Genomic DNA, 17,134 nt, shown 5'->3' with positions numbered 1-17,134 from the left:
ACGTGCATAACCGTCTACACAATCAGAACATCGTTTCCGCTAGCGGGACGCCGTTCGCGCAGACGCGGAAACCGTGCGCCGATATCCTTGATACCGGACATGCAATCGAGAAAGTCATCGTGTCGGCCCGCCTGAAACGGTAGATATTCCTCGTTGATGAACTGCGCAATCAGGTCGCGCACCACGCCTTCGCTATCGGCTTTCCACAACGTACCAGGAAGCCACCACCGGCCCGATTCAAAATCGGGCGCAAGACGTTCAATGCGGGTTTCTTTCGGTCCTGCTTCCGACAGTGCCACCACAGGGAACCGGTAATTTTCCCGGTTCTGCTTCTCTGTGATGTACTCCAGTTCCTGTTCATGACCGGTCTTTTTGTAGCCCGTTGCGAGCGGCTTCCATTTGCGATGCAGTTCAATCAGCATCTTCGGACGGTCGGCCAGTTTCATCCGGTCGTACAGCGCATCGAGCAGGTAATAGTTGTCGTCCACATGCAGACCGATCACAAGCATGGCAGTGAAGTCGGAAGTCTTCTTCTGTGTGCGCGCCGGATCGACCAGCAGATAGCGATTCATTGCCCAGACGGCACGCTGGATATCGCCCGCGTCGTAATACTTCAACCAGTCACGTCGGAATGTTCCGCCGCCAGCCGGTTGCGGACGCCCCTGATAGAGCGCCGCCCATTCGCGCGAGCCCACGGCGACGCGCTTCTGGTCTAACGCCGCCGCACTGAAGCGCTCTGGTACGAGTGGTTCGCCAGGCTTGCGGCCCATCGGATCGCCATCTTCCGCGAGTGCAGGCAGGTTGATGACTTGCCACTTTTCCTGTGCGTGGTCGGTAAGCAACCATCCAGCAAGGTCGTCTTCATGCCAGCGCGTGTGCATGACAATCAGAATCGAGTCTTCCGTCAGGCGCGGATACACCACTGACCTATACCAGTCCCTCACGTGCGCGCGGTACGTCGGCGATTCGGCATCCGCCCGCGAGCGGAACGGGTCATCAATGATGAAGACCTTCGCCGGAAAACCCGTTCCGCCGCTTCGGATTGTCACGCCGAGGTAGTTGCCGCCTGCCGTCGTGCGGAAGTCACGCTTCGCCGTGTTGCTCGGGTCAAGCCTGCACGCACCAAAAATCGTCTGATGCATGGGCGACGCCAACACCGCGCGCACTGCGCCGCCGTTCAGGTCAACCAGATCGTCGCCATAGCTCGCCGCGATGATCGGCCAGTCCGGGAACCGGCCCATGATCCAGGCGGGTAGCTTGCGCGATACCAGTTCCGACTTGCCATGCTGCGGAGGCGCGACAATCAGCAGCCGTCCGCGCCCGGCCGCTACGGCGCGCTCAAGCGCGCGAGCGACATACCGATGGAAAGCGTTCGCGCGATAGCGTGGATCGACCAGCAGCGCGTAGACGATCAGATTGGTACGCGCGGCAACGGCCTGCGCAGCAAACCTGTCCGTCAGCGTTCTGTCAGTCGTCAACCTCATATCCTGCGTCGCGCAGCATTTCTTTTGCGACCGCTACGCTGGTTTCCTCGTTGACTGTCTTTGCGACTTCCAGCAGTCCGACCGACCCGCTATGTGCGACAGATGTTGTCGCCAGGCGCGGCTGGAAAAACGGCGCGGCGGACTTCGCTGCGTCGATCCGCTCTGCAAAGGTCGGCTTTCGCTGCGTTCGCCGAGCCCGGCCGCTGACCGTGACGACATCGAAAAACAGGTCTTCGCCACGTGCGACGCGCAAAAGAAATTCGTGAGGCAGTTCGCCCGTTTCCGCAGCCCTGTCGTGGGCTTCACGCCCAAGGTGCGATACGGTTCCGGCCTTGCGTCCTGCGCCATCCCGCTTGCCGCCTCGCGCCATTGCATCGCCTCTTTGATTTCTTTGATTAAAAATCAGACATCGCCGAGCGACAGCGCAATGGAGAGCATCAGCGCCGCGCCAACCAGCGCACCGACCACAACGCCGACAGCAAGGAGGCGAACGTGTGCGCAGCATGCGCAGCCGTCAGTCCCTGCATAGGCGATATCACCAATCCGATGCAGAAGGCTGCTGGGGTGGCTGCAACGCAAATTCGTCCGGATGCGCGAGAACATAGTCACGTAAGTGTTTTGGGTTGCCGCCGCACCGGCCGCAACTACGCACGTAAATTCACTGACATACAGGGATATGCCATAGCCGCGCGCCGGGAGACGCGTTAGATGGATGAAGCAATCGGAGAACTCCTGCGGAGGTGCAGAAATGCGGACGCCAGAAACGACAAAGCCCGCACGGGGCGGGCTTTGGACATGGCTGTGGCGCTGTCAACACCGGGTATTTTCGACGGTTTTTGTCGAATGTCAAGAATTTCGCATTTCCCCATCGCCTTTCTTCCATCTGCATCTACACACGTGTGAGAGGCGTCCCATTTTCTCCCGACGAATATAGACGGGCTACATCGGTCACTGCTACGATGCGAGGCGATCGACTAAGTATTGATTACCGGTTGGCGCTACCGATCTAAAACAATGTACGGGGCTATGCATGGAGCATCTTTCTCAAATTTTGACCTTTCTCGGTGGCTTGGTTTCAGGCTGGACTTTGAAGATCATTGTCGATAGATCGCGAAACTCGACGGTTATTAAGGGAAATACGGCCGGCGGCGACATTGCGGGACGCGACGTTAATAAAAAGTAATAGTCCGATATGGCGAGCGTTATGACTACAGTCCGCGACAACACAGCTGGCGGGGACTTTGCGGGTAGGGATATTAACAAAACGTATCATGCGGTTCGAGAGCCTACGGCAATGGCGCGGCTTGTTGAACAATATCTCGCAGAAACTCTCGCCGATCAAACACTGTCTGCATGGACAGAAAAACTTGAACATTTTCTTTCGAACGAAACCAGCTCGGATATTCGTGGACTTGAAGAGAAATTAAGCGCGTCGGGGCGTAGCGATTTACTCAAGATTGCGTTAATTCGGAAGCAATCGGCTTATAAAGCCATCATGCGCCAACAAGGTTCGAAATCAGCGCAGACGATCTATACGTTCTTAATGGCAGAAATCGTCGTGAATTTTGAACAATCGGTATTACCGCTGGTGCAAGCACATGCGTCGCGAGAAGTTGTGGACACTGCGATGTTGGAGAAAGTTATATCGCCCGCGCTTCAAATGCTAGAAAGCAATCCGCTTATGCTAAATAAAATGGACATCCAAGCGTTAGTCTATTTCTTGGCCGGAAACTGCCACATCAGGTGGGACGCATGCTGATATACGAACCAGCGCTTGATCCCTATCATGGGGCAATAAGAATATTGGCTGTCGCAAAGTCGTCTTCCAGAATAAATATTAACTTGTCTATCGATGCAGCACGGATTGCAGATTATTTCCTTGTCTACCCGTACAAAATGCTCAGTTTTACTTTTCCTGCCGAGTACCGGAGTATGCGAACGGCGGCAAAGGATACAGAAAATCCATATCGCAGCACTTCGGGAAACCGGACCGCGTTCGAAAGAATGCGCCCGATATTTTTTGCAGCATTGAGCGGGTTGGTCGCAGCCAATCTTCTAGACGCCGATTTGCTGAAGCGTGGAATATTGTCGCTTTCCGGAAACGACTTACCAGCTGACCTAGCAGCTGCGGTCGCACGCTTTCAAGATCGACAAACTGTCGTAGGGAAGTTTGTTCTTTCGGACTTTCTCAAGCTACCTGTCAACGGAAACAATGGGCTAAAGCACCGCTCTGGCCTAATAGAGCATAGATATGATCCTGCATAAGCCTACCATTCTCGTCAATCGTCTGGTTGTAAAAAAAGACGGCAGATCGGTCATGGATATTTCATTCCATGCAGGGTTGAATGTTATCACCGGCGAAAACAGTTCTGGCAAGACTACGGCAATTCGCTTCATTGCCTTTGCCCTCGGTTCGGAAAATATTAGCTTCAATCAAATAGCCCAGCTGTGTAACGAAATTTATCTCGAAATTACCGCTAATGAGGCGGTCGTCACACTGCGTCGATTCGTTAGCACACAGCCCATGCAGCCGCTATCCATATTTTGGGGTGGTGCATTGACCGCAATGGAAGCAAGCGCGTCAATGTGGCAACAATATCCGTTTAAACGGAGCGAATTGAAAGAAAGTTTTTCTCAGGTGATGTTTCGGCTACTGGAAATGCCCGAGCTTCGCGGTGATGGAGGCTCCAATATCACTATGCATCAATTGATGCGCTTGGTCTATTCGGATCAAGAAACGCCCTCGTCGGACCTGTTTCGGGCAGATCGGTTTGATCGTGGCATTACGCGCGCAGCGGTCGGGGACTATCTTCTTGGAATCGACTCAACCGAACTTTATGAATTGAGATTGACTGAGTCAGCCGCTGACAAAGAGGCCTCTGCACTTCGAACGAGTATTAAAACGATCTATCACACGTTTGGACAATCAGGAACCAATATATCACTTGAGTTCCTTGACAATCAGATACAAACGCTTGCTAGTGAGATATCAGTACTCCAGTCTCGAATTGAAAATCTCAACAATGGGTTGCTGAGCAAAACATCCTCCTCAAAAGAAGATAATTCTCTCAGGCAGAGGTTAAGTGACGCTCATGCCCGACTTTCGAAGCTGAAACAACGAAAACTTGACCTTCAGGCGGAAATTGCCGATTCTGAGCTGTTTTTGAAAGAGCTTGAAGAGAGGATATCTAGCTTAGAGGAATCCGTTATAGCGGAGTCCTACTTGGGGACGGCAGTGTTCTCATTCTGCCCAAGCTGCTTTTCAAAGCTTGAAAGCACGAAGGAAGATAAGTCTACTTGTGCGCTGTGCAAATCTGCCATCGCTGAAGATTCGGCACGCTCTCAATTGGCTCGCATGAGAAATGAGCTTGCCCTACAGCTACGTGAATCCGGTGCCATCCGTGTTCAGCAATTGGAAGAGCTGAACTCTATTGAGTTGGAGATTCCATCTGCAGAGACTGGCATGAAGTCACTAGAGTCTGAATTCAAAAGAAATCAGACTCAATGGAGATCGCCGGAGCAAATAATTATTCAAAATATATCTAGAGAAATCGGTGGTAAAGAACAGGAAATTCGAAATGCGTTAGAGCTGAAGAAGCTTGCCGATTTACTTGATAAACTAACAGTAAATCTCGGTGAGGTGGAGCGTCGCCTGGATTGGACACGTGGGCGCATCGAAGCAGTAACGCGCGAGCAAACGGGCCGTCGGAGCGCCGCATACTTGTCCATTGCCGATAATTTGAAAGCCATATTGAAGGAAGACTTGTTCCGGGAAGCGGCGTTCGCAGAGGCGAGCGAAGTTGATATTGACTTCGCAGGAAACCAAATTTCCATCGATAGACAAAAGCAGTTTTCGGCGAGTTCCATGGTATTTTTACGCCATGGATTTCACTTGGCGCTCCTGCTATCTTCTCTTGAGCAAGCTTATTTTCGCTATCCTCGGCTGCTGATATTGGACGGCATCGAGGACGGCGGAATGGAAGTTGAGAGAAGTTATAATTTCCAAAAGATCATAGCAAGCCATTCCAAGGGGTCGGATGTCGTTCATCAGATCATCATGACCACAATGAGTGTGTGCCCAGAATTAGACAATGAAGTATATATCGTAGGGCCGAAATTCACGCATGATGAAAAATCAATACAAATTAAGTAATCTTGTATAACCGATCTTAAATATCAAGGGGGATGTGAATGGGTCGCGCAATAAGCATTACGCTCGGGGCACATTTATTTAAAATAAAATATGATTTAATCAGATTTATTCGGGAAGTGGTTGATCGCTATCAAGTAGGAGATTATCTAAATGCCGAAGATACGCGATTTTGTATGACTCTTTTTGAGAGTCATAGCAACTATCCTGACAAGCTTGCCCCTGGTGTCGCTCGAATTCAATTGCTCATTCAAGAGAAAGGAAGCCGAGGATTTCAAATTCATAAACTCGATGGAACTTCGGGCAACATAAGTTGGACTGACTGTGTTAACAACCGAGAATAACCCGCTTTAATGATGGAAGGTCGGCATTGTTAAAGGCGAGGCTAGTCGCCGCCAACGATGCCAGCGCCCCGCAATATTGCGTCGACGCGCGCATAAGACCTCTCAAACTCGCCAGTCTGGAGGCGGGTGCCAAGCAACGTAGATTCGAGCTTGGCCTTATGTTCCGCGACCGTCTGACGGTGAACCCCATATTCTGCTGCCAGATCTGTGTCCGTCACGCGCACACCCTGCAACGCATTGCCTATAAGAGTTTGCCGCAGGCGAAAGTAAGTGACCCGACCGGCAAATAAGGGCGTCGTCTCGCGAGCGAGGCAGGAAATTGCCTCTATCCACTCGCGGTTCGGCGTATGTCCGCAGCAGCATGGACGGCCACAAGTACAAGGCACATCAGGCAATGCGTAACGACCGGCAATTACCGCCTGCTGTATGGGCGTCAACTTTGCTATTTCCGCGCGTACCATACCGGCCTGGGTCGCGCCGTCCGTTCCGGTCAACCCAACGCCTGGCGCAGTACGACTGTGCATCAGTCCAGCCAATTCGGATGAACTGTGTTGCTGCGACGCATACCGCAACGCGAACCGTAGCGCCGCTTCCGTCGTTTCAAAGGCGAAAGTGTTCGTGCTCATGGTGGCTGATATCGGAATTGACACGTGCTCAAGTTGACCGCTTCGTCGTCAGTGCTTTGCTGGTTCCGCGCTCAGGCGCGGATCGGCAGGTTCGGCACCCACCAGCGCAGCGCGTGCGATGCGCGCGATGTTCGGCAGGCTGTTGGCGGTGGTCGAGCCTTCGGCGATGTCCGCAATCAGCGCGAGCGCTTCGCGAAGTCTGTCGGCATCGTGAAGTGCGCGGGCGCGTATCTGGTCGGAGCGGATCACTCTCATCTCCCGTTGTTTCAGGTTCATCTCATACCTCCACCGTTACCGTTGATTCGAGCGCCAGCGCGGTTTGTTGGGCAGTCAGCGGCTCGATGACGATTTCGGTACGCGGATTGGCGTGGTCGATGCCGTGATAGACGTGCTTCTCGCGGACCTGCCGGTCGTTCGCATAGACGCCACGCTGCACCAGTTCGCGTACCTTCATGCCACCGACCTTGACGGTTGCATAGCGGTTCTGAAGCACATCGAGAACCACCGATTCGTCCAGGTCCGGACGTTCGGATGCGTAGAAAATCCGCAACGTGACGCGCACCGGGCCGGTTAGCTGCACACGGCAACGCGGCGGAATCTGTCGAAGCGCGAATCGTTCGAATGCAAGCGCCTTGTCGGATTTGCGCACTGTCGGGCGGGTTCTGACGCGGCCAGTTTCGTCACGGAACCGGAGCGTGCCAATTTCCCGGCTGTTCGCTTTTGAGGCCGGTTCACCCAGGATCGTGAAGGCGAGCGCGATCATACGGTCACCTCTTGCGGTTCTTCGTCGTCTTCGCCCGGCACGCGGGACGGCAGCGCATCACCGCGCGCATGCAGAGCGGCAGCAAAGACTGCGCGGTACTTCGCGCAAAGATCGGGTGACGCGTTCGAATAGAACGCGCGGCCAGCAAGCGACACCACCGCGTCAATCGAGATACGCCGCGCCTCGTATGTGAGAGCCGCGCCATTTTTCCCGCAACTGCGAAGCAGCATGTCAAACGCCCATTGCGGCGATGGTTTGCGGTTTGCTAGCGGCGCGAGAAGTTCACGCATACGCGCAAGGTTCGCTTCAACAATCTCGGGGTCAGCGCGTTCGTATCGCGGCAGACGTGCGATTCCGTTCTCTGGACGCTGCGCGGCCGGGCGAGGTTCGCACAGTTCGAGAAAGCGGGGCAGGTCGGGGGGACGCTTCTCGCCTGCCAGCGCGACCACCGCCCGGCGCAGATCGTCGGACTTCACTCCGACGAGCGCTTCAGCCCACACGCGCTTAACCAGGTTGAGATCGGCGTCGGCCCACAGTGCCGTGAAGCGCGCACCGAAAGTCGCCTGCATCCGCGCGAACAGGCTAACCATCCAGGATTCCGGGATCGTCTCCACCGACAACACGATGCACCTCCGTAACCGCTCCATCGATGACTTCCGGCGCTGACCCGTTCATCCGGGTCAGCCCCTGTGCAACGCGGCGGTGTTCGGCTTCGCGTTGTTGCAACGGGGTGAGCGCGGGCGGTGGTCCGTGCGCGTGGTGCGTGCGGTCAAGCAGCCAGTGTGCTTCGAAGCCGCCCCATCCGCGTGTGCAGCAGAGGCGCAAGGCGTCGTTCATCGACAGCCCGGCTTTCTGCGCTTCGAGCAACACGCCGGCAAAAGCCGTTTCTGTCGGTTTGAGCCGCTTGCCGCTGCGCAGCGTGAGCCAGTCACTCGCAATCTGCGTTTCGACGCCAAAGGATTCAAGACGCGCCTGCGCGTCGAAGCGCGAAGCGCGTATGTTTTTAGGTTTTGGTTTTAGGTTTACTTCTTCTCTTATCTTCTCTTCTCTGGGTAACGTTTCGCTAACGCTCAAAGCGTTACCTGCATCGTTAGCATCAGCGTTTCCTTGAGCGTTAGCCGTTTTATGCCGATGGACGCGAATGGCCGTGTGGGCGCGCTTCTTCGCGGATGCGCCTGTGTGCCAGTCAAAATGCGGCATCGAAATACCGTCGTCGTCAATCGACAACCAGCCAACTGCAATCATTGCATCTGCGAAACCGCTAACGCCTGCTGTTTCATCGACTAACGTTTTGGTAACGCTTCGAGCGTTACCATTTTCCGTGTGTTCATCGAACCAGCGCCATACGCGAAACAGCTTGCCGAAGACCGCATCGCGATCCATCGACAGTGCGGCCGCAATCGCCCACACTTCGGGCTTGTCGGGTGTGTTGGATTCGATCTTGAGCCAGCTCATGACGCCGCCCTTTGGGTTAGCGCATGCTGTTATGTGCCGCTGCCGCAGACATTCTCAGGCGGTCAGGTTTGTTCTGACTGCAACGCGTCGTTGATCGCCAGCAGTAGGTCTCTGGCCGGTGTACCGCACGCATCGCACAGCAACGCCCGTGCGCGCATGTCCTGATCGCGCAGCGCCGCAAGACGACCGCCAACGTGATGCGTGATGTTTTCCGCGTCGCGTAGTACCACACGCGCCGCACGCTCATAGTCGGCCAGCGTTGGCACGCGTGTCGAAACGAAAATGACACGCTTTCCTTCGATTCTGAAGTCAGTCATGGTTGCACCATCGGGTTAGGCTGCGTCGCCGCTGCTGGCCTTCGTATGCGCGTATGCGTCGAGCGCATCCGCATGCCGTAAGTGAGCGCGCCCGACCTTGCGATGCTGGCGCGCATTCCATCGAACCTGTTCGGGTGTAAGGAGATCGAGCAGCACGTACTGCGGGCTTTCGCCGCGCTGATGTGGAACCGGATAGCGGGCTTGCAACGTGCCCGTGTATAGGTCGCCCTGTATGGCCTGTGTTTCGTGTGACTCCGCCCCATAGCTGCGCGCCAGTTCCCGGCGTGTGACATCGAGCAGGTATTGCATGAACCCGTATCTCGCGCATATCGACTCGTTGCCGCTTTCAAGTCGCGTACGGGCGCGGTCTGCAACCGTGTTGCATTCGACGCGCTGAACATCTTCGGCTTCAAGTTCGAGAATGGCCTTGCGTACCGCCCGCACGATGGTTTCGCGTGCGCCGCCTGCGGGGTGCGATGTGGCGCTAACTCCCGTCATGGCTAACCCCTTCCAACATTGCGCTTAGAAACGCAGCCATGCCCGGCACGATGCGCCGCATGTCGGCCTGCATCGTGTCTGTCATCGCGTCATAGATCGCGATGGGATTCTTCGACAGATACCCGTCACCTTCGAAGTCGCGCACGCGGCCCCATATCCAGAGCACATCGTCGGGAATGCGGTTGATGGTCGTGGCTACGTCGTCGCGAATCTCCCGGATAAGCGCTTTTGTGGAAGGCTTCTTCGCCGGGTCGCGCAACGCTTGCTCGAAGTCCTTGTCAGGAATCTCCGCCAGCCTCTGCCACTTCGAAGACTGGTCACGCGTGACGCCGAGGTCTGCAAGCGTCTGTGGTTGAGCTACCGGTGTCGCCCCAGGCGACACCGTTGCGATGTTCGCTCCACCGTGCGACTTCGTTGCGCGCAATTCCGCTGCGGCCAGTTCCTTGAGCAACTTGCCAGCGCGACGTTCCGCGCGTATGCGGATATCACACGCCTTGCGTTCGGCATCTGTGTTCTTGGCTTGCCGCGCATAGACTTCGAGCGCGAGTGCCTTGTCGCGCAAGTCCTTGACTTCATCGACACGGTGACATTCGGCGATGGCGGTACACATCGTCACATAGCGCGCATCAACCATCGCGCCAGCGCGAGCCGTCATGTTCAGGCGCACGTCGATGACCGTATCGCGCGATGCATTGGTCAGCCTGGCGATTGCCGTGTTCGTCGCGGCTGGGTCCGTTTCAATGGCTTGCCGGATCGTTTCGCGGTTGGCCTTATAGCTGCGCGGATACGTCTTGCCGTCTGAGCCAGTAAGACGCGTTCGTTGATCGACGGTATTCATCGCGCCAGCCTATCCAGCCGTTGAAAAAGGCAGATCGTCTATAAGCGGGTCCATGCCGAACTTCCTCTCTCCGAGCGTCGAAAATAAAAACTAGACGTGAAAAGGAATTCGGTCAATCACGGTCACTTGCTTCAAAAGTGCATAGAAGTACGCAGACGTGTACCGTCGTTTCATAAACGAAATTATTTCGTAAGTGGTTTCACCTAGACCGCCTTCCGGCGGGGCTTTGACGCCCCTTGAAAAAATTTAAATACAAAGAAATAACTCAAAAAATTCGGCAATTATCAATTTCTGCGCAATTGCGTTTTTCTATATTCCTTGAATGGGGCTGCACTGCTCGACTATCTTTCGAGCCATGTTTCTCGACCGGGAGCGCAACGTGGGAATCGATTTTGTAGAGCACTGGTCAATGCCCAATGAAGAAGGTGGAAACAACCATATTGTTCGTGGACCGAATAGCGCTAATACCTACTCATACGCGCTAACAGTGCGGGACTCAATTGTCGCGGCGCGGCGACCCGTCATCACCGGCCAGTATCGGGACATCGAAACGGGTCTGTGGACAGTGTTCATCCGTGTTCTGGCGGAGCCGCTGCAATGACTAACCGCCTGCCTGTGGGCGACCAGATGCCAACGCTCCCCCAGGGCGTCAGCGATGAGAACGCAGCCCGTACTGCTGTCCTGCGGCCCGGCGATGTCATCCGACGTACGCGGGTTGCCGACCTGCCACTAAGCGTCCGTGTGCGCAACGCGTTGAACACCGCTGGGTTCCACACAGTCGCCGACCTGACGATCATTACTCAAGCCGAATTGTTGCGTGTTCCAGGCATCGGTCTCTTCTCTGCAAAAGAAGTGCGGACCATGGTGGCGGAGCTTGGCCTTACGCGGATCATCGATCTTCCTTTGAGAACGCGCGTGCGAAACGCGTTGAGGGGCGCTGGCATTTACCTCGCCATTGACCTGACAGTCGCGTCGGAGCCCGACCTCTTACGGATACACGGTATCGGCCGACGTGCGCTTGGAGAAATACGCGCGATGCTGGCGCAGCGTGGTCTTTCGCTCAAGGAATAAGCCCATGAACTCAAGGGACGATTGGCTTGCGGAACGCCGCAAAGGGATCGGCGGCAGCGATTCGGCCGCTGCCATCGGGCAGTCACGCTACCTGACAGCGTACGAGTTGTGGCTGGACAAGACCGGCCAGGCGACTGGCGAACGGAATGAAAATGAAACGACCCGGTTCGGTCAGGCGATGGAGGCCATTGCAGCCGACATGTTTGCGCATCGCATGGGCGTTCGCCTGCGCCGCCGCAACCAGATTATCCGGCACGCGAAGTATCCGTTTATGGCCGCGTCCATTGATCGACTGGTTGAAGGTCGGCGCGAAGGTTTCGAGGCGAAGAACGTCAACGTCGATTACTTCAAGTTTTCCGGCGAATGGGGCGAACAGGGTTCAGACCAGGTTCCGGTCGAATATCTGTGCCAGTGCCATCACTACCTGACAGTGCTGAATTACGACGCGTGGCACCTCGGCGCGGTGGTCGGCGGCAATCGTCTTGTTACCTACACCATCGAGCGCGATCCCGAATTTTCCGAACTGCTGATCGACCAGGAAATGACGTTCTGGACGTTCGTTGAAACCGGGGAGCCGCCACCTTTCGACTACTCACACCGGCATGCCGTTGACATGCTGAAGCGTCTCTATCCCGGCACGACCGGCGAAACCATCACGCTTGATGCGGCGCTGATGGACTGGCACAACGTACGCATCGAAGCTGATGAACAGGTGAAGGCGTATCAGGCCGTTAGCGACGGCGCACGCGCCCATATTCTGCACGCGATGCAGGAGGCCGCAATCGGACGGCTTCCAAACGGTGGCGCTTATAAACGCAAGGTTGTCCACCGTCCCGCTTACAGCGTAGACGAGTGCGACTACACGACGCTGACCTACAGCAAACCGAACGAAAGCAAGGAGGTTACCGAATGATCGAGACTCTTGAAGAAGAACCGCGCGCACTGAAGCGCTTCGAATTAACCGCGGACACGCTTGGCTATATCGAGCGCTTCGCGAACCTGATGGCAACAGCGGGCGTCACTGTGCCTGAGCCGTATCGCGGGAAGCCGGGCAACTGCGCCGCCGTGACGATTCAGGCGCTGCAATGGGGCATGAATCCTTTCGCGGTCGCGGCCAAAACGCACTTCGTCAACAACCAGATTGGCTATGAAGCGCAGCTAATCATCGCCGCCGTCAACACGTCAGGCCTGCTGACGGATCGCCTGAATTGGGAATGGTTCGGGGGTTGGGAAAAGATCGTCGGGCAGTTTGCTGAACGCGAGTCGAAGACGAAGAAGAACGAACACGGCGAGCCTGTTCGATATCGCGTGCCCGCATGGAACATCGAAGACGAAGAAGGGCTTGGCGTGCGTTGCTTCGCGACGCTCAAGGGCGAGCGCGAACCTCGCGTGCTGACAATCATGATGAAGCAGGCCCGCGTCCGCAACTCGACATTGTGGGCGGATGACCCGAAGCAACAGATTGCCTATCTGTCCGGTAAGCGGTGGTCGCGCCTGCACACGTCCGAAGTTGTCTTTGGCGTGCGTACGCCCGACGAACTGGAGGTTGTCGGTTCGGGCGTTCGCGATATGGGACCAGTCGAAGAAGTCAGGCGCGAATCTGTCGCGCCCGAATCGTCGCGCACAGATAGCGTCAAACAGCGCATGAAAAAAAATACACCGCCGCGCGATGCCGCGCCAACGCTGGATGACGTTCTACGCCTGATCGCCGACGCGAATTCCGCCGAGGAACTGACGGCAGCCGGGGAACAGGCAACGCGGTTGCGTTCCGACCGGGAGAAAGAAATTGCCCGCACTGCGTACGCCGACAAGATCGCGGCAGCCCGCGCCGCTTCCCAGGCAAGCAGGAAAGAAACCGACGCCGAGCCGGTCGCGCTGACTTTCGCGCAGGTCATGGACGGGCTTGAAAAGGCTGTCGCGATTGAAGCATTGGACCTTGCAGGCGACCTGATACGCAATGTGCCGGACGAAGGCCAGCGTGAAGAGCTGGAAGAGTTCTACGTCACGAAACGCCACAAGATGGGGGGCGAACAATGATGGACTTTGAAAATCATCCAGTCAGGGTTGAGCACATCAATACCCGCACGGAGTACCACGGCGACGATGAAGTACTAACGCTTGATCTAAAGATTGCAACGGACCTGCCGAACACGTCGCTGGACCGGTTATCTCCGACCTTGCGCCGTTCGTTATATGACGCAGACAGTGCGTACGACCTGATCGACCCGGACCACACGCCCCACCTGAAGAACCCCGAACTCGGAACGTTGCACTGGTCGGGAAGCTTCCTTGCGAGTATGACATTTCGCGACGGCGACCACGACGAAGACCTTCCGTTCATCGGCGTGAAAGTGGATAAGGTGTCGTTCGTCCCGATGGACGGCGGGACGGTGCCCTATACATTTCGCGTCAAGGTATACCCGGAGGACGAACAGGTTTCCGCGCGAGTGCTGGCGTTGCTGCATTTACCGGACGTGCGGGGAACGCTCGAAGTGCTCGAAGATTCAACGGACAGCGTAGAGGACCACTGACGGAGCATGATATAAATAGGGGCGCAATGCATTATCCGCCTTGGCGGGTATCTCCCGCCGTTCACATCTCGGCTGGCCAGTTCGAGTGTGCCCTGCAATGGAACCGGCGGGAGCGTCCTGAAAGCTAAAAATAGGAACAGATCATGCCGACCAGCAGTGAAATTCAGGCTCAAATCGAACGAATGGAATCGGACTTAGAGCCAGCAAAGGCGGAACTTGACCGGCTCTACTCCGAGTTTGGTCGTCAATTGCCCCCGACAGTCGAGAAGTGGATGCAAAGCAGTGTTCGTCGAGCAATTGAGGCCCACGCTACAAAGATCAACGCTGGTGGCGTTGAACCCGTGAGGCAGATCAAGGCTGATCTCAATGCACTCATTCAAGCGCTGCCACAAATATGTCAAAACGCATTAGGAGACCAAGATCAATGGCCCCATCGCCGACCGCCTACTTCACGCGCGGCAAGCGTGCCAGGGGTAGGCGAATCCCACGCTGGTGCTTCGTTTCGTAGAGCGATAAATCATCTAGCTCCACTGCTCGATAAACACGGTCTGATCGCGGAAAGCGCCGACCGGTATCCCGAATGGGAACGAACCGGACCCGGCAAATATCGCTACGCAATCAATCCTGGATTTGACGACCGCGACTTCCCTGTACTTGTGCAATATAAAGCGAAGCAACGTGACCTGAGCAATCAAACGACAGCATTGGCGCAAAAGCGACGGGAACTAGAAGCCGCCCGCGCACGTGAGTTGTGGGACGAAGCATGATATCTGGCATCACCTCCCGCCAGCGAATCGGCGGGCTCTTCGGGATTTCTTGATTGACTGACGAGCGCAGTTGTTGCAGAAACGCCGCAAAGATTGTCCTCAGATTGTCCTGATGCAAATAATAATCTTCTGCCATAGACCGTGAAAATCGCGGAAACCCTTGCTGCATAAGGGCTTGGCAGCATTGAGATAATTTCGTGGATTGCCCCCTGTGCGGGGCGGCACCTACTTTCTTTGATGCTGTGTACGGACTGGAGACATGGTTGACACGCGTACGAGGACATCGTTGACAGATGATGGTCAGGGTTTGGGCTCGCTCAGGTCAAGTCGGGCGACGCGATGATGGGCAAACCAGAACTCGATGACGCCGTCTTCGTCGCTCCTAGGCCTGGCGGCCACGCGTAATCCTTTGAGTGCAATCGACAGGCGCAGCGCGGGGCCCCGGAAACGCACCAGGCCATTCGAATTGACCTGCAGGACCTCGTCGGTGGCGCCGTATTCCGGCTCGGGCAGCGTTGGCGGCATGCTGCGGGGGCTGGGCCGGTAACGGGTGAGCGGCGTGGCCATGCCCAGCGCTTCGTGCGGTCGCTCGTTGTTGTACACGTGACGCCAACGCTCCAGTTCCTGCTGCACGTGGGCGTGCGTGGTGAACGCGTGCCGCTGCAGGACCTCGGCCTTCAGCGAGCGAGCTCGCATGAATGCCCAGCCTGATCAGCCACACGGCCAGCTCGGTGAGTTGCCCCGGCGCGGTGGGCTAGCCTTTGTCCGTATTGATCCGCGAAGGCAGCCCATAGCAGCGGAACGCCCGCTCCAGTTCGGCCTGCACGACCTGTGTGGTGGTGCGCGCGCAGGCCGCCAGCACGACGTTAAAGCGCGAGTGATCGTCGAGCACGGTCAGTGCACTGCAGCGGCCTGCCTCCAGCGTGGGGAAGTCGCCCTTGAAGTCCATCTGCCACAGCGAATTCGGATGCTCGTGTTCGAAGCGCTGCCAGTGCTGGCTCTGCGCGCGCTGTCGTTCATCAAGCATCCCATGCCGGCGCAGGATCTCCGTGATGGTGGCCGGTGCGGGCACGGGGCTGTGACCCAGATCGAGCAGGCGCCGCTGGATCTTGCGCCCGCCCCAGCCGTGCTGGCGACGCAGTTCGAGCACGCTTGCGACGATTGCATCGGGTGAGCGCGTGGGGCTCTCATGAGGGCGACCTGAACGGTCGGCCAGACCCTGAGGGCCTTGCGCCGCGTGGCGCTCCAGCCATTTGTAGCCGGTCTGGCGGCTGATGTTGAAACGCCGGCATAGCTCGCTGAACGGCACTGTCCGTTCAGCGGCCAGAGAGACAAATTCCTGTCGTAGGCTCATGGTGTCTTTTACGTTCCAGGGCATGGATGATTCCGGGCGTTCGATTGCCCGAAAGTGTCAACCATGTCCTCGTACACCTGTCAGCTATGTCTCCAGTCCGTACACTGCTGCAAAGAAAGGTAGGCAAAGAAAGCAGCTTTACACCGCTAGTTCTTAAGCGGGTCCCTCGGTCTACTTCCGGTAGTGGTGCATCTGGAATCTGTGTTCCCGCACATTCCACTTCGGTGACAAGGCAGTCATTCTTCCGGCGGCGCTGCGCGCGCCGGGGCCTTGTTCTCTGAACCCGGTGTCATTGGCAGTACGCTACTTGGGAAATGCGGTCGTCGCGAATCATCTTCCGCCCATTTCGTGATTCGTCGTTAGCCAGTAACTTTGCCGTGCGGATCACTAGGCGACGCATGCGAATGTCGACAGAAGAAGATCATGGTGGGGTGCGGGCGGCGTTCAGTGCGCCGCAGTTGGCGGGTAATTTGGAGCGACGACCGTGAATGGAATCAAAATTATCTTGACCGAAAGAACCGCTGGTGAGATCTGAATCTCGTTCGTCAAAGATTACTCGAACGATCTCGCACGTTATAAAAGTTTGGGCTTGTGTGGGGCCGCGTCAGATCTAATGGAATGCGATCGGACGCGGGCCATTGCGATTCTTGCGAATTTGCTGTGGAAGGACCAGGCCTATTCGATGGAATGTATGCCGCAGGAGCAGGCTATGTCCGTTGCGGAAGCCATCGTGCGTGAAAATGAATCTACTGGGAGCCGGTATTTTTCAAACCGGGATTCCCCGTCTTCAAATACCTGGGAAACGTTCACGGACGCGACGTTCGATTCCGGGCTGATCATTGCCAGCGACAACCGCTACGGGGGTGTCAGGATTTCCGTGTTTAAGGCGGGTTGAGTAATTACACGGAAGGCCGAACGAAACGATCTGCGTAAAGA

General features: G+C 56.2%; 21 protein-coding genes and 1 pseudogene. 11 read left to right on the top strand and 11 right to left on the bottom strand.

Annotation, left to right across the window (positions count from 1 at the left end):
* Nucleotides 1-14: 14 nt before the first annotated feature.
* Nucleotides 15-1,478 (bottom strand): phage terminase large subunit, encoded by a 1,464-nt coding sequence (terL, locus tag BTH42_RS31940; RefSeq protein ID WP_075305177.1) that lies wholly within the window; start codon nucleotides 1,476-1,478, stop codon nucleotides 15-17.
* Nucleotides 1,468-1,854: a hypothetical protein gene (locus BTH42_RS31935; RefSeq protein WP_143752284.1), complete on the bottom strand. Its 387-nt coding sequence runs from the start codon at nucleotides 1,852-1,854 to the stop codon at nucleotides 1,468-1,470. Before BTH42_RS31935 ends, terL begins: the two co-directional genes overlap by 11 nt.
* An 834-nt stretch (nucleotides 1,855-2,688) precedes the next feature.
* Here BTH42_RS31935 and BTH42_RS31930 point away from each other — a divergent pair.
* Genes BTH42_RS31930 through BTH42_RS36520 form a run of 4 tightly spaced genes read left to right on the top strand, consistent with a single transcriptional unit; the run spans nucleotide 2,689 to nucleotide 5,978 of the window.
* A complete protein-coding gene (locus BTH42_RS31930; RefSeq protein ID WP_075305175.1) occupies nucleotides 2,689-3,243 on the top strand; it encodes an ABC-three component system protein in 555 nt (184 codons plus the stop codon).
* Nucleotides 3,237-3,749: an ABC-three component system middle component 5 gene (locus BTH42_RS35170; protein WP_143752283.1), complete on the top strand. Its 513-nt coding sequence runs from the start codon at nucleotides 3,237-3,239 to the stop codon at nucleotides 3,747-3,749. The genes BTH42_RS31930 and BTH42_RS35170 overlap by 7 nt, the downstream gene beginning before the upstream one ends.
* Nucleotides 3,736-5,637, top strand: a complete 1,902-nt coding sequence (locus BTH42_RS31925; protein ID WP_075305174.1) for an AAA family ATPase — start codon at nucleotides 3,736-3,738, stop codon at nucleotides 5,635-5,637. The genes BTH42_RS35170 and BTH42_RS31925 overlap by 14 nt, the downstream gene beginning before the upstream one ends.
* 38 nt (nucleotides 5,638-5,675) lie before the next feature.
* Complete coding sequence (locus tag BTH42_RS36520; RefSeq protein WP_075305173.1) at nucleotides 5,676-5,978, top strand: DUF3223 domain-containing protein; 303 nt, start codon at nucleotides 5,676-5,678, stop codon at nucleotides 5,976-5,978.
* 41 nt (nucleotides 5,979-6,019) lie between these two features.
* Here the strand turns inward: BTH42_RS36520 and BTH42_RS35165 are convergent, their stop codons facing one another.
* The 8 genes from BTH42_RS35165 to BTH42_RS31880 all read right to left on the bottom strand — a co-directional run bounded on the left by BTH42_RS35165 (nucleotide 6,020) and on the right by BTH42_RS31880 (nucleotide 10,475).
* Nucleotides 6,020-6,604, bottom strand: a complete 585-nt coding sequence (locus BTH42_RS35165; protein ID WP_143752282.1) for a hypothetical protein — start codon at nucleotides 6,602-6,604, stop codon at nucleotides 6,020-6,022.
* Between the two features lie 48 nt (nucleotides 6,605-6,652).
* The gene (locus BTH42_RS31910; RefSeq protein WP_075305171.1) at nucleotides 6,653-6,880 is read right to left on the bottom strand and encodes a hypothetical protein; all 228 of its coding nucleotides are present in this window, start codon (nucleotides 6,878-6,880) and stop codon (nucleotides 6,653-6,655) included.
* Nucleotide 6,881: 1 nt separating this feature from the next.
* Nucleotides 6,882-7,367 carry a hypothetical protein gene (locus BTH42_RS31905; RefSeq protein WP_083654999.1) on the bottom strand — a complete coding sequence of 162 codons (486 nt, stop codon included), beginning with the start codon at nucleotides 7,365-7,367 and terminating at the stop codon, nucleotides 6,882-6,884.
* Nucleotides 7,364-7,957, bottom strand: coding sequence for a hypothetical protein (locus BTH42_RS31900; protein WP_075305170.1), 594 nt, complete (start codon nucleotides 7,955-7,957; stop codon nucleotides 7,364-7,366). Before BTH42_RS31900 ends, BTH42_RS31905 begins: the two co-directional genes overlap by 4 nt.
* On the bottom strand, nucleotides 7,950-8,822 hold the full coding sequence (locus BTH42_RS31895; RefSeq protein ID WP_075305169.1) for a hypothetical protein: 873 nt from the start codon (nucleotides 8,820-8,822) through the stop codon (nucleotides 7,950-7,952). The genes BTH42_RS31900 and BTH42_RS31895 overlap by 8 nt, the downstream gene beginning before the upstream one ends.
* A gap of 62 nt (nucleotides 8,823-8,884) precedes the next feature.
* Nucleotides 8,885-9,139 (bottom strand): hypothetical protein, encoded by a 255-nt coding sequence (locus tag BTH42_RS31890; RefSeq protein ID WP_075305168.1) that lies wholly within the window; start codon nucleotides 9,137-9,139, stop codon nucleotides 8,885-8,887.
* A 15-nt stretch (nucleotides 9,140-9,154) separates the two neighbouring features.
* Nucleotides 9,155-9,637 (bottom strand): hypothetical protein, encoded by a 483-nt coding sequence (locus tag BTH42_RS31885; RefSeq protein WP_075305167.1) that lies wholly within the window; start codon nucleotides 9,635-9,637, stop codon nucleotides 9,155-9,157.
* Entirely contained in the window at nucleotides 9,624-10,475 is an 852-nt protein-coding gene (locus BTH42_RS31880) for a hypothetical protein (protein ID WP_075305166.1), read from the bottom strand. The genes BTH42_RS31885 and BTH42_RS31880 overlap by 14 nt, the downstream gene beginning before the upstream one ends.
* 379 nt (nucleotides 10,476-10,854) lie before the next feature.
* Between BTH42_RS31880 and BTH42_RS35160 the strand changes: the two genes are divergently transcribed.
* From BTH42_RS35160 to BTH42_RS35155, 6 genes are all read left to right on the top strand, one after another.
* On the top strand, nucleotides 10,855-11,076 hold the full coding sequence (locus BTH42_RS35160) for a hypothetical protein (RefSeq protein ID WP_178392279.1): 222 nt from the start codon (nucleotides 10,855-10,857) through the stop codon (nucleotides 11,074-11,076).
* A complete protein-coding gene (locus tag BTH42_RS31875; RefSeq protein WP_075305165.1) occupies nucleotides 11,073-11,546 on the top strand; it encodes a DNA-directed RNA polymerase subunit alpha C-terminal domain-containing protein in 474 nt (157 codons plus the stop codon). The genes BTH42_RS35160 and BTH42_RS31875 overlap by 4 nt, the downstream gene beginning before the upstream one ends.
* Before the next feature lie 4 nt (nucleotides 11,547-11,550).
* A complete protein-coding gene (locus BTH42_RS31870) occupies nucleotides 11,551-12,459 on the top strand; it encodes a YqaJ viral recombinase family protein (RefSeq protein ID WP_075305164.1) in 909 nt (302 codons plus the stop codon).
* Nucleotides 12,456-13,583 (top strand): RecT family recombinase, encoded by a 1,128-nt coding sequence (locus tag BTH42_RS31865; protein ID WP_075305163.1) that lies wholly within the window; start codon nucleotides 12,456-12,458, stop codon nucleotides 13,581-13,583. Before BTH42_RS31870 ends, BTH42_RS31865 begins: the two co-directional genes overlap by 4 nt.
* Nucleotides 13,580-14,077 (top strand): hypothetical protein, encoded by a 498-nt coding sequence (locus tag BTH42_RS31860; protein WP_075305162.1) that lies wholly within the window; start codon nucleotides 13,580-13,582, stop codon nucleotides 14,075-14,077. The genes BTH42_RS31865 and BTH42_RS31860 overlap by 4 nt, the downstream gene beginning before the upstream one ends.
* Nucleotides 14,078-14,220: 143 nt before the next feature.
* The gene (locus BTH42_RS35155; protein ID WP_143752280.1) at nucleotides 14,221-14,844 is read left to right on the top strand and encodes a hypothetical protein; all 624 of its coding nucleotides are present in this window, start codon (nucleotides 14,221-14,223) and stop codon (nucleotides 14,842-14,844) included.
* Nucleotides 14,845-15,144: 300 nt separating this feature from the next.
* Here the strand turns inward: BTH42_RS35155 and BTH42_RS31855 are convergent.
* Nucleotides 15,145-16,222, bottom strand: a pseudogene (locus BTH42_RS31855) (helix-turn-helix domain-containing protein).
* Nucleotides 16,223-16,907: 685 nt separating this feature from the next.
* Between BTH42_RS31855 and BTH42_RS31850 the strand changes: the two are divergent.
* Nucleotides 16,908-17,093, top strand: coding sequence for a hypothetical protein (locus BTH42_RS31850; protein WP_143752279.1), 186 nt, complete (start codon nucleotides 16,908-16,910; stop codon nucleotides 17,091-17,093).
* Nucleotides 17,094-17,134 lie beyond the last annotated feature (41 nt).

This window comes from Burkholderia sp. SRS-W-2-2016, from assembly GCF_001931485.1.
Classification (GTDB): Bacteria; Pseudomonadota; Gammaproteobacteria; order Burkholderiales; family Burkholderiaceae; genus Paraburkholderia.
The sequence above is the reverse complement of the archived record's forward strand: the minus strand, read 5'-3'. Positions and strand labels throughout refer to the sequence as shown.

What these genes read in the sequence shown, in the direction of transcription:
- BTH42_RS31935 (WP_143752284.1), bottom strand. Translation starts at nt 1,854, where the DNA reads ATGGCGCGAGGCGGCAAGCGGGATGGCGCAGGACGCAAGGCCGGAACC.
- BTH42_RS31930 (WP_075305175.1), top strand. Translation starts at nt 2,689, where the DNA reads ATGACTACAGTCCGCGACAACACAGCTGGCGGGGACTTTGCGGGTAGG.
- BTH42_RS35170 (WP_143752283.1), top strand. Translation starts at nt 3,237, where the DNA reads ATGCTGATATACGAACCAGCGCTTGATCCCTATCATGGGGCAATAAGA.
- BTH42_RS31925 (WP_075305174.1), top strand. Translation starts at nt 3,736, where the DNA reads ATGATCCTGCATAAGCCTACCATTCTCGTCAATCGTCTGGTTGTAAAA.
- BTH42_RS36520 (WP_075305173.1), top strand. Translation starts at nt 5,676, where the DNA reads ATGGGTCGCGCAATAAGCATTACGCTCGGGGCACATTTATTTAAAATA.
- BTH42_RS35165 (WP_143752282.1), bottom strand. Translation starts at nt 6,604, where the DNA reads ATGAGCACGAACACTTTCGCCTTTGAAACGACGGAAGCGGCGCTACGG.
- BTH42_RS31910 (WP_075305171.1), bottom strand. Translation starts at nt 6,880, where the DNA reads ATGAACCTGAAACAACGGGAGATGAGAGTGATCCGCTCCGACCAGATA.
- BTH42_RS31905 (WP_083654999.1), bottom strand. Translation starts at nt 7,367, where the DNA reads ATGATCGCGCTCGCCTTCACGATCCTGGGTGAACCGGCCTCAAAAGCG.
- BTH42_RS31900 (WP_075305170.1), bottom strand. Translation starts at nt 7,957, where the DNA reads ATGGTTAGCCTGTTCGCGCGGATGCAGGCGACTTTCGGTGCGCGCTTC.
- BTH42_RS31895 (WP_075305169.1), bottom strand. Translation starts at nt 8,822, where the DNA reads ATGAGCTGGCTCAAGATCGAATCCAACACACCCGACAAGCCCGAAGTG.
- BTH42_RS31890 (WP_075305168.1), bottom strand. Translation starts at nt 9,139, where the DNA reads ATGACTGACTTCAGAATCGAAGGAAAGCGTGTCATTTTCGTTTCGACA.
- BTH42_RS31885 (WP_075305167.1), bottom strand. Translation starts at nt 9,637, where the DNA reads ATGACGGGAGTTAGCGCCACATCGCACCCCGCAGGCGGCGCACGCGAA.
- BTH42_RS31880 (WP_075305166.1), bottom strand. Translation starts at nt 10,475, where the DNA reads ATGAATACCGTCGATCAACGAACGCGTCTTACTGGCTCAGACGGCAAG.
- BTH42_RS31875 (WP_075305165.1), top strand. Translation starts at nt 11,073, where the DNA reads ATGACTAACCGCCTGCCTGTGGGCGACCAGATGCCAACGCTCCCCCAG.
- BTH42_RS31870 (WP_075305164.1), top strand. Translation starts at nt 11,551, where the DNA reads ATGAACTCAAGGGACGATTGGCTTGCGGAACGCCGCAAAGGGATCGGC.
- BTH42_RS31865 (WP_075305163.1), top strand. Translation starts at nt 12,456, where the DNA reads ATGATCGAGACTCTTGAAGAAGAACCGCGCGCACTGAAGCGCTTCGAA.
- BTH42_RS31860 (WP_075305162.1), top strand. Translation starts at nt 13,580, where the DNA reads ATGATGGACTTTGAAAATCATCCAGTCAGGGTTGAGCACATCAATACC.
- BTH42_RS35155 (WP_143752280.1), top strand. Translation starts at nt 14,221, where the DNA reads ATGCCGACCAGCAGTGAAATTCAGGCTCAAATCGAACGAATGGAATCG.
- BTH42_RS31850 (WP_143752279.1), top strand. Translation starts at nt 16,908, where the DNA reads ATGTCCGTTGCGGAAGCCATCGTGCGTGAAAATGAATCTACTGGGAGC.